The following is a 12,683-nucleotide window of genomic DNA, read 5'->3' on the forward strand; positions in this document are numbered from 1 at the left end:
CTCAGGCGCCGATCAGCCGTGCGGCCAGGTAGCCCTCCACCTTGTCCAGGGAGACGCGTTCCTGGCTCATGGTGTCGCGTTCGCGGATGGTGACCGCCTGGTCCTCGAGGGTGTCGAAGTCCACGGTGATGCAGAACGGGGTGCCGATCTCGTCCTGGCGGCGGTAGCGGCGGCCGATGGCACCGGCGTCGTCGAAGTCGATGTTCCAGTTCTTGCGCAGCTGCGCGCCCAGGGCCTTGGCCTTCGGGGACAGGTCCTCGTTGCGGCTCAGCGGCAGCACTGCGGCCTTGACGGGGGCCAGTCGCGGGTCCAGCTTCAGCACGGTGCGGACGTCCACGCCGCCCTTGGCGTTCGGTGCCTCGTCCTCGGTGTACGCGTCAATGAGGAACGCCATGAAGGAACGGGTCAGGCCGGCGGCAGGTTCGATCACGTACGGGGTGTAGCGCTCGTTGGTGGCCTGGTTGAAGTAGCTCAGGTCATGCCCGGAAGCCTTGGAGTGCGTGGAGAGGTCGAAGTCCGTGCGGTTGGCGATGCCTTCCAGCTCGCCCCACTCCGAGCCCTGGAAGCCGAAGCGGTATTCGATGTCGGTGGTGCCCTTGGAGTAGTGGCTCAGCTTCTCCAGCGGGTGCTCGAAGAAACGCAGGTTTTCGGCTTTGAGGCCCAGACCGGTGTACCAGTCCATGCGTTCCTTCATCCAGTACTGGTGCCACTGCTCGTCCGTGCCCGGCTCGACGAAGAACTCCATTTCCATCTGCTCGAATTCACGGGTGCGGAAGATGAAGTTTCCGGGCGTGATCTCGTTGCGGAAGGACTTGCCGATCTGGCCGATGCCGAACGGCGGCTTTTTCCGGGACGTGGTGAGCACGTTGTTGAAGTTCACGAAGATGCCCTGCGCGGTTTCCGGGCGCAGGTAGTGCATGCCTTCTTCGTTGGCCACCGGGCCGAGGAAAGTCTTGAGCAGGCCGGAGAATTCCTGGGGCTCTGTCCATTCGCCCCTGGTGCCGCAGTTGGCGCAGGCGATGTCCTTCAGGCCGTTCTCGGCCGGACGGCCCTTCTTTTCCTCGTACTCTTCTTCGAGGTGGTCGGCGCGGTAACGCTTGTGGCAGGAGAGGCACTCCACCAGCGGATCGGAGAAGACCTCCACGTGGCCGGAGGCTTCCCAGACCTGGCGGGGAAGGATCACGGAGGAGTCCAGGCCCACCACGTCCTCGCGGCCGCGGACCACGGACTGCCACCATTGGCGCTTGATGTTTTCCTTCAGCTCGGCGCCGAGGGGTCCGTAGTCCCAGGCAGAGCGGGAGCCACCATAGATTTCACCGGCCTGGAAAACGAAGCCCCTCCTCTTGGAGAGTGAGATGACCTGGTCGAGAACGGATTTTGCTGCCATGGGGAACTCCAATTTCTACAGGGCCGCTGGGTGCGGTCCGCGCGGTTTCTAGGCCCCTGTGCCTGGCGGTTGCCGGACGGGGGCGGTACGAAGGAAAGATGTGCAGGAAGCTGCGTGTCCTAGCCTACCGGCCCGGCTGCCGCTTGAGGGCTCCGCGCGGCCACGGAAGGGTGGCCAGGACAATCGCGCCGAGGGTCAGGACGGTGCCGAGCACTGTGGGCAGGGCCACCACGGTTCCGGGTGCGGGGAAGGCAAGGTCCAGGCCCAGTGACCCCAGCAGCTGGCCCGCAATCATGCCCAGCCCGGTGACCAGGACGCCCAGGCTCCGGACCAGCAGCGCGCCCAGCCCGATGAATGCGCAGCCCATGGGTCCGCCCAGGTAATACCACCACTCTGCGGGCAGGCCGTTGCCCGCCCCTGCCACAGCCAGCTTGATGAGCCACGCCAGCCACAGCACTGTGGCACCGGAGATGAAATTCACCAGAGTGGCCGCGATGGGTGTGCCGTAGTGCACCGTGGCGGTCCCGTTCATTGCCTGTTGGAAACTCATCAGGAACCCGGCAATTACCGGCAGGAGTACCGGCACGAGCAGCTGGGCCGGCTCCGCGCCGCCGGAACCCGCGCCGCCAAACCGCGGGGACACTGCCCATGCGACGGCCGCGATGGTCAGCACGGTGCCCAGCACGCGGATGCCGGTGACGGATTTCTTGCCGGCGGGGCCGATGCCGAGCCGGTCCACGAGCAGCCCGCTCAACGTTTGCCCGGTGACGGTGGCTACCGTAAACAGCGCCACACCCAGCAATCCCACAGTGAAGGACTGGGCAAAGACAAAGAAGGCACCGATGCCGCCGGCCATCACGTAGACCGGCGGAAACCGGCGTTCCCGGAGCGCGGGCAGGATCTGGGCCAGGCCGCGGCGTCCCCGCGGCAGGACCAGCGAGACCAGGATCATCACGACGAGTCCCGTGGTGAAACTCACCACAGCCGCGGCGATGCCGTCGTTCAACCGGGCGCCCAGCGCACCGTTGATCCGTCCTTGGACGGGGATGGCGAGTCCGGCGGCCACGGCCATCGGCAGTCCTGCAATGAGAGGGAGACGGGGTGCATGGGTCACTGGATTCACCTTACGTCAGGCATCATTGCTTGTATGAGCAACCCGGAAATCGAAGAGATCCCCATCCGCGACGACATGATCCGCCTGGGCCAGCTCCTGAAGCTGGCCAGCCTCGTCGAGGACGGTGTCGAAGCCACGGAGCTGATCAGGAACGGGCTGGTCAAGGTCAATGGCGAAATTGACGACCGCCGCGGCCGGCAGCTGCACAACGGCGACACCGTGACCGTAAACGGCCGTACCGTGCGGATTCTCACACCCGCCGGTTCCTAGCGTTTCCGGCCGGCCGCGTTCGGCCGGCCGCGGGGGCTACTTTTTCAGCACCTCGTGGGTGAGGAATTCGGAAACGTGGCCGATCTCCTGCTGGTTGATCCCGTGCCACATCCCTGCGTAGAGGACCTTCGTAAGCTTCACGTGCTTACGCACCCAGCCCATGGTGTATTCGATCCTGTCCTGGGTGATGACGGGGTCCTGCTGGTCGCGGCCCCAGAACAGCGGGACGGAGCCGTCCAGTTCGTCGTCGCGGAAACTTTGATCCCCTCCGGCGTTCACCACAAAGCCGGAAAGTCCGACGACGGCGGCAAAGTCCGCGGGACGCTGCCTTAGCAGCGTGGTGGCCATTGCCATCCCCATGGAGAACCCGAGCAGGGTGACGGACGGGTGGTCCGCCTTGATGCCGTCGAGCCATTCCAGCACAAAGGCGGCAGCGTCCTTGACTGCGTCGAGTGAGTAGTCGGCGGAGTCCGTCAGCGGGAACCAGGTGAACCCCGGGCCCATGGCGATGGGGGCACGGACGGACGCCACCGCGAAATCGCCGGGCAGCAGGTCGGCAAGGCTGAGCAGGTCCTGTTCGTTGGCACCGTAGCCGTGCAGCAGAACCAGCAGGGGCTTTCCCGAGCGGTCTTCGTCGGGAGTGGACCACAGGACAACAGGGGCAGTGGAAACGTCGGCTTCAGTCATGAAACCATTCTTGCAGTTACCGCCCGGTAACAACCTACGGTGGCGTAGCTTTAGCCTCACGAGGCAGGATGGAAACGTGAGCGAAACTGAAGCCATTCCGAACCCGCAGGACACTGTTGATACCCACCCCTGGGGCCGGTACGTAGCCATGGGTGATTCCTTTACCGAGGGCATCGGCGACCCGGAACCGGGAAGCCCGGGCGGACACCGCGGCTGGGCGGACCGCGTGGCCGAGGAACTGAGCCGGGGCCACAGCGATTTTGCCTACGCCAACCTCGCGGTGCGGGGACGGCTCCTGGAGCAGATCGTTGACCAGCAGCTGGCGCCGTGTCTGGCCCTCAAGCCGGACCTGGTGACGCTTTCGGCGGGAGGAAACGACCTCATCCGGCCCGGAGGGGACCCTGACGCGCTGGCCGAGAAGCTGGATTCCGTGGTGCACATCCTCAGCCTGGGCGGTGCCACCGTGGTGCTGTTCAACGGCCCGGACACCGGTTCATCAGTTCTGGGCAGGGTCCGCAGCAAGATCGCCATCTACAACGAGAACCTCCGCACCGTGGCGGCGCGGCACGACGCCGTCATCGCCGACATGTGGTCGCTTCGCCAACTCAGTGATCCGCAGATGTGGGACCAGGACCGACTGCACTTTTCGCCGCTGGGCCATCACACCATCGCGGCCATGGTGCTCGATTCACTCAACATCCGGCACACCTTGGAGCCGCTCTCCCCCAAGCCCCTGCCCCAGCGCAGCTGGCGCGAGGCTCGGTCCGGAGACCTGGTCTGGGCGCGTGAATACTTTGTGCCCTGGGTTGTCCGCCGGCTTCGCCACCAGTCATCCGGGGACGGCGTTACGGCCAAGCGGCCGACCCCCGGTCCGGTGTTTGGTCCGGGGATGCCGCTGGGCTCGGGCGAGGCAGCGGGAATAGAGTCCGAACAGAGGTAGCCCCGGGTGCACGCCGACGGCGTCGTCCGGCTCAGGCTTAGCCGGCAGCAGCTCCGCCCTCCCCGGGCGGTCTCCGCCGAAGCGGCGCTGAAGAACCTGGCATTTTGTGCACCGCGACGACCTCCGCTGGCTGCTCATGCTGTCCGCGCCCCGGCTGCACCGGGGAAACGCGGGCATGTACCGCCAGGCCGGCATCGATGCCGACTGGCCGCCGCGGTCCAATGCCGGTGCCGGGCCGGGGGTTAAACTGAAGGGACACTTCTGAGAGGCCCTCCACCGTGAGCAACGTGTTCTTCTGGATCATCATCCTGTCGTTCCTGATTCCCTTCGCCATGCGCATGTACCGGAAGCGCGTTGGCAGGAACCAGAACCAGGATTTCAACGGACAGTATCCAGGCCAGTTTCCCGGGCAGCAGCCGGGCCGGCCAAACAACCAGCCGCGTGACGGCTATACCCAGCAGGACTACTTTGGCGGTGGCTTCCGGCAGCTCGGCGGCGGCCAGCAGCCCCCGCTGGACCAGCCCTACCAGAACCCGGGCTACCAAAATCCCGGGTCCCAGAATCCCGGCTACCCGGCCCCCGGTAACCAGAACCCGGGCTATCCCGGACAGGTGCCGTACGAGGACAGTCCCGAGTATCCCGCCAACCAGTCACGCCAGCAGCCGCAGCAGCCGTCTGCCCCGGTCACGCCCCCGCCGCCGTCGGCCGCTCAGGGTTTCCGTGCACGGAAACTGGCGGAGCTAGACCAGCAGTACAGCAACGGCGAAATCGCCATGGAGGAATACATGGCCCGGCGCGACGAGATCATGAAGGGCTAGCCGCACTCGCATAGCCGTGCCCGGGGCCACTGACATTATGCGGCCCCGGGAAGGCTACCGTGACTGAACCTGGCTGCGGCTCAGTCCACCTGCGGGAATCCGAGGTCGATCACCGATGTGGACGGATCCGGCCAGCGTGTGGTCACCACTTTGCCGCGGGTGTAGAAGCGGATGCTGTCCGGACCATACATGTGGGTGTCGCCGAACAGAGAGTTCTTCCAGCCGCCGAACGAGAAGGTTCCCACCGGCACCGGGATGGGCACGTTCACTCCCACCATGCCTGCCTCGACGTCGAACTCAAACTGGCGCGCCGCGCCGCCGTCGCGCGTGAAGATGGCCACGCCGTTGCCGAACTCGTTGTCGTTCACGAGCTTCACTGCGTCCCTGTAGCTGTCGGCGCGGACCACCGACAGTACCGGGCCGAAGATCTCGTCGTCGTAAACTTTCATGCCCGGCTTCACGTGGTCCACCAGGCTGACCCCGATGAAGAAACCGTCCGAATCGAACGCGTGCTTGCGCCCGTCCACCACCACGGTGGCACCTTCCTCCTCGGCACCGGCCACATAGGAGGCCACCCTGTCCCGGTGTTCCTTCGTGATGAGCGGACCCATCTGCGAGGCCGGATCCGTGCCGGGACCGATCTTAAGGTTCGCCATGCGGGTGGAAATGGCCTTCACCAGGTCGTCGGCAATGTTGCCCACGGCCACCAGCACGGATACCGCCATGCACCGTTCGCCGGCGGAGCCGTAGGCCGCCGACACAGCGGCGTCGGCGGCCATGTCCAGGTCTGCATCCGGCAGGACCACCATGTGGTTCTTGGCGCCGCCCAGCGCCTGGACGCGCTTGCCGTGGTCGGCCGCCCGCTTGTAGATGGATTGGGCGATCGGGGTGGACCCCACGAAGCTGACAGCCTTGACGCCGGGGTGCTCCAGCAGCACGTCCACGGCTTCCTTGTCGCCGTGGACCACGTTCAGGACGCCCGGGGGCAGGCCCGCCTCCGCGAAGACTTCCGCGATGAAAACGGCCGACGACGGGTCCTTCTCGCTGGGCTTGAGGAGGACGGTGTTGCCACAGGCAAGGGCACTGCCGATCATCCACAGCGGCACCATGGCCGGGAAGTTGAACGGGGTGATGCAGGCGACGACGCCCACCGGCTGGCGCACCGAGTGGACATCCACCCCGCTGGAAACCTGCTCCGAGCGTTCGCCCTTGAGCATGTGGGAAAGCCCGGTGGCGAATTCGATGTTTTCGAGGCCACGGGAGATCTCGCCCTCTGCATCGGAAAGCACCTTGCCGTGCTCGCTGGTGAGGATTGCTGCCAGCTCGGACTTCCGCTGCGTCAGGAGTTCCCGGACCCGGAAGAAGATGTTGGTGCGTTTGGCCAGGCTGGTGGCCCGCCAGCCCGGGAGGGCGGCCTGCGCGGCCGCGACGGCCTCTTCCACGCGGGCGGCCGAGGCCAGGGCCACCTCTTTGTCCTGTGCGCCGGTGGCAGGGTTGAAGACGGGGCCGAAACGGTCGGCGTCGCTGATCCGGGCGCCGTTGATGAAGTGCGGAATGCGTTCCATGGGAAAGTCCTATTCGTGAAGCAGGGTGCGGTTACTTGGAGGTCTCGAGCGAGCCGTCGACAAGCTTGATGATCATGGAGCAGTCCTTGCCGGACTGCCCGGAGTCGATGAGCCGCTGGAAGAGCGTCTGCACGTGCTCACCGATTTCCAGCGGGGTTCCGGTGTCGCGGGCGGCGCTGATGGCCAGGCCGATGTCCTTGTTGGCCAGTTCGGTAGTGAAAGTGGGAGCGAAGTCGTTGTTGGAGGCCGCGGTGGGAACTACCCCTCCTACCGGGTACCAGGTCCGCAGCGCCCAGCTGTCTCCGGAGGACACAGAAGCGATGTCCCAGAAAACCTGCTTGTCCAGGCCCAGCCGCTCGGCCAGCACGGCCCCTTCGGCGGTGGAGGCAAGGTTGATGAAGAGCATCAGGTTGTTGCAGATCTTCGCGGCCTGCCCCGTGGTGGGACCGCCAGTGGGAATGATGTTGGAGGCCATGGGACGGATGTACTCCGTGGCCTCGGCCACGGCACCCGCTTCCCCGCCGATCATGAACGTCAGGGTTCCGGCTTTCGCCCCGCTCATGCCGCCCGACACCGGGGCGTCCACAAAACGGAAGCCGGCGGAAGCGGCGGCGTCGTGCAGTGCCTGTGCGGAGGAGATGTCGATGGTCGAGGAATCCACCAGTAGCGTCCGCGTGTCCGCATGGGCAAGGACGCCGTCCTCCCCCAGGTACACGGCCCGGGCGTGTTCGCCCTTCGGCAGCATGGTGAACACGACGTCGGCGCCGTCCACCGCCGCGGCAATGCTGGCTACCGGCTTCACGCCGCCGGCTTCTGCAGCTGCCACCGCTTCGGGATTGAGGTCGAACCCGCGGACGTCGTGACCGGCCTTTGCCAGGTTTGCTGACATGGATCCACCCATGTTCCCGAGACCGATCCAAGCGACTACTGCCATGGCGAAAGCTCCTTTGCTTCGTGTACCAGCCGGTATTGCTGGAAGTTCCGTGTCCACCATCACACCCTGTTACAGTGCAATCAAGGGGAAAAATTACAGAGAGCATGTGCATTGATGCACATGCTCCGGAAAGCCGCATTGTGAGCCTGAAAGCATGGGTGTGAAAAAGTGGATGTGAACCGGCTGCCCAGTCCGGATGACCTGTTGATCCTGTTGACCGTGGCCAGGCTCGGCCGGTTCAATGCCGTGGCGGAGACGCTGGGCACCACCCACACCACCATTTCCCGCCGGATCCTGGCGCTGGACAAGCAGCTGGGCGGGCGGACGCTGGAGCGCAGCCCGCACGGCTGGGAACTGACCGAGCTGGGCAGTCGGGCGGTTGCCGCCGCCGAGGCGATCGAGGCGACACTCGGGTCCCTGGCCGGCGCCATCAGCGACGGCGAACACTCATTGTCCGGCATGGTCCGGATCAGCACGTCCGATGGATTCGGTGCGCAATTCGTGGCCCCGGCGCTGGTGCGCCTGCAGCAGGAGAATCCGTTGCTTGACGTCGAGATGCTCAGCGCCACCCGCAAAGTCAGCCAGAACCGGTCCGGCGTGGACCTGGAAGTGGTGGTGGGCCGGATGGAAGTCACCAACGTGCAGCCCATCTTCCTCACGAACTATTTCCTGCGGCTGTACGCCAGTCCGGGCTACGTCCGGTCCCGGGGACTGCCGACCGCCCTGGACGACGTCCGCGAGCACGGATTTGTCTCCTATGTGGAGTCGGCCCTGCAGGTGGCGGAACTGGGCCACCGGTCCTCGCAGCTGCCCGCCCCCAAAACCAGTTTTCAGGCGACCAGCATTTTCGCCCAGCTCGAGGCGGTCCGGCGCGGGGCGGGCATTGGCCTGCTGCCGAACTTCATGGTGGCCGACAACCCCGAGTTCATTCCGGTGCTGCCTGAGCTGTTCCAGCGCCAACTCCCCATCTGGGCGGTGGCGCGTCCTGAGTCGCTGCGCTCGGCATCCGTCCGTGCCGTGGTGGAGGCGCTCAAGGCGGAAGTGTCAGGCCGCCGGGACATCCTGGCGGCCTGACACAACACCGGCCCTGACACTAGGCCTGGAACAGTCGGCGGACCACTTGCCCTGCAGCCAGGGCGTCAAGGCCTTCGTTGATTTCCGCGAGCGGCCTGGTGTCCGTGTGCAGCAGTTCCACCGGGAGCCGCCCGGCCCGCCAGTGGTCAAGGTACAGCGGAATGTCCCGCTCCGGGACCGCATCTCCCATGTAGGAGCCGAGCAGCCGCTTCCCCGCTCCCGCAAACTGCAGGGCTCCGACGGTCAGTTCCGCCGAGGGTTTTGGCAGCCCGACGGAGACGACGGCGCCGCCGCGCGTTACGAGGTCCAGGCACGAGGCGATCACGCCGGCAGAGCCCACGGCCTCGACGGCGACGTCCACGCCGTCGCCGGTGGCCTCGGCAACCAGCCGGGCGGCGTCGTCGGGAGTTCCCACTCCCGTGGCACCGCAGTCCCGGGCGAGCTGGTGCTTGCCTTCGTTGGGGTCGATGGCAATGACGGCTGCGGCGCCGGCCAGGGACGCCGCCATCACGGCGGAAAGCCCGACGGCGCCGAGCCCGAAGACTGCCACCGACTGTCCGGCGGTGACCGCCGCCGTGTTCAGCACGGCGCCCATTCCGGTGAGTACGGCGCAGCCGAACATGGCCGCGACAGTGTCCGGAACGTCGTCGTCGATCACCACCACTGATTCCCGCGCCACCAGGGCGTAGTCCGCGAAAGCCGACACCCCGAGGTGGTGGTTGATCCGCTCCCCTGACGGCGTGCGCAGCAGCGCCTCGCCGTGCAGCAGGTCCCCTGAACCGTTGACTTCGGCGGCACGGTGGCACAGGGCCGGGCGCCCGGACCGGCACGCCCGGCATTCGCCGCAGCTGGGGACGAAGACGAGCACAACGTGCTCGCCCACAGCCACGTCATGGACGCCCTCACCGACTGACACCACCCGGCCCACGGCCTCATGCCCCAGCGCCATGGGCAGTGGCCGTACCCGGGAGCCGTCCACCACGGACAGGTCCGAGTGGCACAGGCTGGAGTAGGTGATGGCCACGCCCAGTTCGCCGGCGCGGGGCTCGGGCCGTTCGAGCTCCTGCACCACTAGCGGGCGCGCTTCGGTGTAGCTGGTTCCGGCAGGGACGGTGGAGTACAGAACTGCGGCGCGCATGTGAACCGGCTGCCCCTACTTCTTGCTGGCGGCAAGGAGGTCCGCCGTGCCCTGGGCGTCCGCCGCGTCGACGTCGTGCAGCGAGATCCCGCGGGTTTCCTTGAGGAAGTACACGGCCACCATCGTCACCAGGCAGGCGCCGAGCAGGTAGACGGCCACCGGGGTGGAGGACTTGAACTGGCTCAGCAGGGCGGTGGCAATGATCGGGGCCATCGAACCGGCCACGATCGAGGTGACCTGGTAGCCGAGCGAGACGCCGGAGTAGCGCATCCGGGTGGGGAACATCTCGGCCATGATTGCAGGCTGGCCGGCGTACATCAGCGCGTGGAAGAGCAGGCCGATGGTGATGGCGGCGAGAATGACCAGATCGTTCTTGGTGTCCATCATCGGGAAGGCGAAGAAGCCCCAGGTACCGCCGAGGATTGCACCGGCCATGTAGACGGGCTTGCGGCCGAAGGCGTCGGAGAGCTTGCCGACCATCGGCACCACTGCGAAGTGGACGACGTGAGCCACGAGCAGCAGCAGGAGAATCCGGGAGGTGTCCGTCTGGACAACCACCTTCAGGTAGGTGATGGAGAAGGTGACCACGAGGTAATAAAGGATGTTCTCCGCGAAGCGGAGGCCCATGGCTGTGAAGACGCCGCGCGGGTAGCGGCGGAACACTTCACCGACGCCGTAGCCCTTCTTTTCAACGGTGACTTCCTTCTGCGCTTCCAGGAAGATGGGGGCGTCGGTGACCTTGGTCCTGATGTAGTAGCCCACCAGCACGATCACTGCGGAGAGCCAGAAGGCCACCCGCCAGCCCCAGCCGAGGAAGTCGGCGGAGGACAGTGTGGAGGACAACGTGAAGAGCACCGCGGTGGCGAGCAGGTTGCCCAGGGGTACAGCGGACTGCGGCCAGCTGGCCCAGAAGCCGCGTGACTTGCTGGGGCTGTGCTCCGCTACGAGGAGGACGGCGCCGCCCCACTCACCGCCGACGGCGAAGCCCTGGGCGAATCGCAGGAACACCAGCAGGGCCGGAGCCCAGTAGCCGATCTGTTGGAAGGTGGGCAGGCAGCCCATCAGGAACGTGGAGACGCCCACCAGGATGATGCTGAGCTGGAGCAGCTGCTTCCGGCCGAATTTGTCACCGAAATGACCGAAGACGATGCCGCCGATGGGGCGGGCGACGAAGCCAACCGCGTAGGTGAGGAAGGCGGCAATGATGCCGTCCAGTTCCGTGCCTGAGTTAGGGAAAAATGTCTTGCCAAAGACCAGGGTGGCCGCTGAAGCGTAGAGGAAGAACTCATACCACTCAACGACGGTCCCGGCCATGGAGGCCGTAACCACTTTCTTTAGCCCTGAGGCTTTGACGTCAGTCTCATCTGCGCGCCTTGCGGCGGAGTTTTGCGTGCTCATTGTGAACTCCTTCGGCGTCTCCGTCGACACCATGTGGACCATTCCGTTACGGCCGCGTGTGATGTGCACCACCAACGCGCCGGTCCCCTAGAGTATGGGCTCACATTGCCGCAGGCTCAACGCCATTTTCTGCAGAACAGCTCTGCATAAATGCACATTGAGCCGGCGGGCTAGGCGAAAAAGTTCTGCCGCAACTGAGCGCTAAGCTGCCCGATTTCAGTCAGGAAACCGTCGTGGCCGATGGGCGCCTCGATGACATGCACCGGGACGTCGCCCGGGAGTGCAGCCGCGAGTTCGCGGGACTGCGCCGGAAAATACAGACGGTCCGTATTGACGGCGGCAATGAAGAACTCAGCCGTGGCCCGGGCCAGCGCCTCCTTGAGCGGGCCGCGCCCCCGGCCCACGTCGTGGCTCATGAGCGCTTCCGTGATGGCGATGTAGCTGTTGGCATCGAAGCGCCGGACCAGCTTGGTGCCCTGATGGTCGAGGTAGCTCTCCACCTGGTAGCGGCCGCGGTCCCCCAGCGACACTGCCTGGAGCGGGGCTTCGCCGCCCTGGGCGCTCCGGCCGAACCGGGCCTCCAGCTCGTCTGCGGAACGGTACGTGATGTGCGCAATCCTGCGTGCCAGGGCCAGGCCGGCCTCAGGCTCCGGGCCGCCGTAGTAATCGCCGTCGTTGAAGTTCACGTCCTGGCGGATCGCGAGGGTCTGCGCCTGGGCAAAGGCGATCTGCTCGGCCGTGCTGCTTGCCCCGATGGAAATGACGGCGCAGCGCCGGACCCGGTCCGGGAAGCTCACGGCCCATTCCAGGGCGCGGGCTCCGCCCAGGGATCCGCCCAGGACGGCGTACCAGCTGTCGATGCCAAGGGCGTCCGCTAGCCGGGCCTCGGCCGCCGTGGTGTCGCGCAGGGTCACCAGGGGGAAGCGCGAACCCCACGGCCTGCCATCCGGCGCGGGAGTGGAAGGGCCGGTGGAGCCGTAGCAACCGCCCAGGATGTTGATGCTGACCACGAAGTACTTGTCCGTATCGACCGGGGCGCCGGGCCCGGCAAGCTGCTCCCACCAGCCTTCTTCGTCGCTGGCTCCCCTGGTAACGTGCGTGCTGCCGGTCAGGGCATGCTGCACCAGCACGGCGTTGGAACGGTCCGCGTTCAGCGTGCCCCAGGTCTCGTAGGCGAGCGTGACGTCCGGCAGGTGGCCGCCCGCCTCAAGGTCGAGCCCGCCGATGCCCTGGAACTTGACGGTTCCGTCGGGGACAGCGTCTGCGGTTTTGACTGCGGCGGTTTTCACGTCACTGGATGACAGGCTGTGGCTGGCTGTTTCGGGTACACCGCTGCGGGTGACGGCAATCGTCATCTG

The 12,683-nt window shown here is 66.0% G+C and carries 13 protein-coding genes; 5 read left to right on the forward strand and 8 right to left on the reverse strand.

The features are described 5' to 3' along the window. Nucleotide 1: 1 nt before the first annotated feature. Both JOE31_RS16135 and JOE31_RS16140 read right to left on the reverse strand, forming a co-directional pair. A complete protein-coding gene (locus JOE31_RS16135) occupies nucleotides 2–1,387 on the reverse strand; it encodes a glycine--tRNA ligase (protein WP_043479986.1) in 1,386 nt (461 codons plus the stop codon). Between the two features lie 124 nt (nucleotides 1,388–1,511). Then, nucleotides 1,512–2,501, reverse strand: a complete 990-nt coding sequence (locus JOE31_RS16140) for a DMT family transporter (protein ID WP_209746328.1) — start codon at nucleotides 2,499–2,501, stop codon at nucleotides 1,512–1,514. Between the two features lie 33 nt (nucleotides 2,502–2,534). Here JOE31_RS16140 and JOE31_RS16145 point away from each other — a divergent pair, with 33 nt between their 5' ends. Next, the gene (locus JOE31_RS16145; protein ID WP_209746330.1) at nucleotides 2,535–2,771 is read left to right on the forward strand and encodes an RNA-binding S4 domain-containing protein; all 237 of its coding nucleotides are present in this window, start codon (nucleotides 2,535–2,537) and stop codon (nucleotides 2,769–2,771) included. 36 nt (nucleotides 2,772–2,807) lie between these two features. Here JOE31_RS16145 and JOE31_RS16150 read toward each other — a convergent pair whose 3' ends face one another. Next, the gene (locus JOE31_RS16150; RefSeq protein WP_209746332.1) at nucleotides 2,808–3,458 is read right to left on the reverse strand and encodes an alpha/beta hydrolase; all 651 of its coding nucleotides are present in this window, start codon (nucleotides 3,456–3,458) and stop codon (nucleotides 2,808–2,810) included. A gap of 148 nt (nucleotides 3,459–3,606) precedes the next feature. Here JOE31_RS16150 and JOE31_RS16155 point away from each other — a divergent pair, with 148 nt between their 5' ends. The 3 genes from JOE31_RS16155 (at nucleotide 3,607) to JOE31_RS16165 (ending at nucleotide 5,216) form a co-directional block, all read left to right on the forward strand. Then, a complete protein-coding gene (locus JOE31_RS16155; RefSeq protein WP_245199777.1) occupies nucleotides 3,607–4,398 on the forward strand; it encodes an SGNH/GDSL hydrolase family protein in 792 nt (263 codons plus the stop codon). 106 nt (nucleotides 4,399–4,504) lie between these two features. Next, a complete protein-coding gene (locus JOE31_RS21865) occupies nucleotides 4,505–4,663 on the forward strand; it encodes a hypothetical protein (protein ID WP_307864436.1) in 159 nt (52 codons plus the stop codon). A 13-nt stretch (nucleotides 4,664–4,676) separates the two neighbouring features. Next, entirely contained in the window at nucleotides 4,677–5,216 is a 540-nt protein-coding gene (locus JOE31_RS16165; RefSeq protein WP_209746336.1) for a hypothetical protein, read from the forward strand. Nucleotides 5,217–5,296: 80 nt separating this feature from the next. Here JOE31_RS16165 and JOE31_RS16170 read toward each other — a convergent pair whose 3' ends face one another. Next, nucleotides 5,297–6,781, reverse strand: coding sequence for a CoA-acylating methylmalonate-semialdehyde dehydrogenase (locus JOE31_RS16170; protein ID WP_209746338.1), 1,485 nt, complete (start codon nucleotides 6,779–6,781; stop codon nucleotides 5,297–5,299). A 31-nt stretch (nucleotides 6,782–6,812) separates the two neighbouring features. Then, nucleotides 6,813–7,715: a 3-hydroxyisobutyrate dehydrogenase gene (mmsB, locus tag JOE31_RS16175; protein ID WP_209746340.1), complete on the reverse strand. Its 903-nt coding sequence runs from the start codon at nucleotides 7,713–7,715 to the stop codon at nucleotides 6,813–6,815. A gap of 174 nt (nucleotides 7,716–7,889) precedes the next feature. Between mmsB and JOE31_RS16180 the strand changes: the two genes are divergently transcribed. Beyond that, entirely contained in the window at nucleotides 7,890–8,789 is a 900-nt protein-coding gene (locus JOE31_RS16180; RefSeq protein ID WP_209746342.1) for a LysR family transcriptional regulator, read from the forward strand. 19 nt (nucleotides 8,790–8,808) lie between these two features. On the opposite strand, the gene JOE31_RS16185 is transcribed toward JOE31_RS16180, so the two are convergent. The 3 genes from JOE31_RS16185 to JOE31_RS16195 all read right to left on the reverse strand — a co-directional run bounded on the left by JOE31_RS16185 (nucleotide 8,809) and on the right by JOE31_RS16195 (nucleotide 12,680). Further along, nucleotides 8,809–9,927 (reverse strand): zinc-dependent alcohol dehydrogenase family protein, encoded by a 1,119-nt coding sequence (locus JOE31_RS16185; protein ID WP_209746344.1) that lies wholly within the window; start codon nucleotides 9,925–9,927, stop codon nucleotides 8,809–8,811. 15 nt (nucleotides 9,928–9,942) lie between these two features. Further along, nucleotides 9,943–11,325 carry an MFS transporter gene (locus JOE31_RS16190; RefSeq protein WP_209746346.1) on the reverse strand — a complete coding sequence of 461 codons (1,383 nt, stop codon included), beginning with the start codon at nucleotides 11,323–11,325 and terminating at the stop codon, nucleotides 9,943–9,945. A gap of 170 nt (nucleotides 11,326–11,495) precedes the next feature. Continuing rightward, complete coding sequence (locus tag JOE31_RS16195) at nucleotides 11,496–12,680, reverse strand: homoserine O-acetyltransferase (protein ID WP_209746349.1); 1,185 nt, start codon at nucleotides 12,678–12,680, stop codon at nucleotides 11,496–11,498. Nucleotides 12,681–12,683: the final 3 nt, after the last annotated feature.

The organism is Arthrobacter sp. PvP023, from assembly GCF_017832975.1.
GTDB lineage: Bacteria > Actinomycetota > Actinomycetes > Actinomycetales > Micrococcaceae > Arthrobacter.

Bases quoted from the DNA above. Each gene is read 5' to 3' on its own strand.
- JOE31_RS16135 (WP_043479986.1), bottom strand. From the start codon at position 1,387: ATGGCAGCAAAATCCGTTCTCGACCAGGTCATCTCACTCTCCAAGAGG.
- JOE31_RS16145 (WP_209746330.1), top strand. From the start codon at position 2,535: ATGAGCAACCCGGAAATCGAAGAGATCCCCATCCGCGACGACATGATC.
- JOE31_RS16150 (WP_209746332.1), bottom strand. From the start codon at position 3,458: ATGACTGAAGCCGACGTTTCCACTGCCCCTGTTGTCCTGTGGTCCACT.
- JOE31_RS16155 (WP_245199777.1), top strand. From the start codon at position 3,607: ATGGGTGATTCCTTTACCGAGGGCATCGGCGACCCGGAACCGGGAAGC.
- JOE31_RS16170 (WP_209746338.1), bottom strand. From the start codon at position 6,781: ATGGAACGCATTCCGCACTTCATCAACGGCGCCCGGATCAGCGACGCC.
- mmsB (WP_209746340.1), bottom strand. From the start codon at position 7,715: ATGGCAGTAGTCGCTTGGATCGGTCTCGGGAACATGGGTGGATCCATG.
- JOE31_RS16185 (WP_209746344.1), bottom strand. From the start codon at position 9,927: ATGCGCGCCGCAGTTCTGTACTCCACCGTCCCTGCCGGAACCAGCTAC.
- JOE31_RS16190 (WP_209746346.1), bottom strand. From the start codon at position 11,325: ATGAGCACGCAAAACTCCGCCGCAAGGCGCGCAGATGAGACTGACGTC.
- JOE31_RS16195 (WP_209746349.1), bottom strand. From the start codon at position 12,680: ATGACGATTGCCGTCACCCGCAGCGGTGTACCCGAAACAGCCAGCCAC.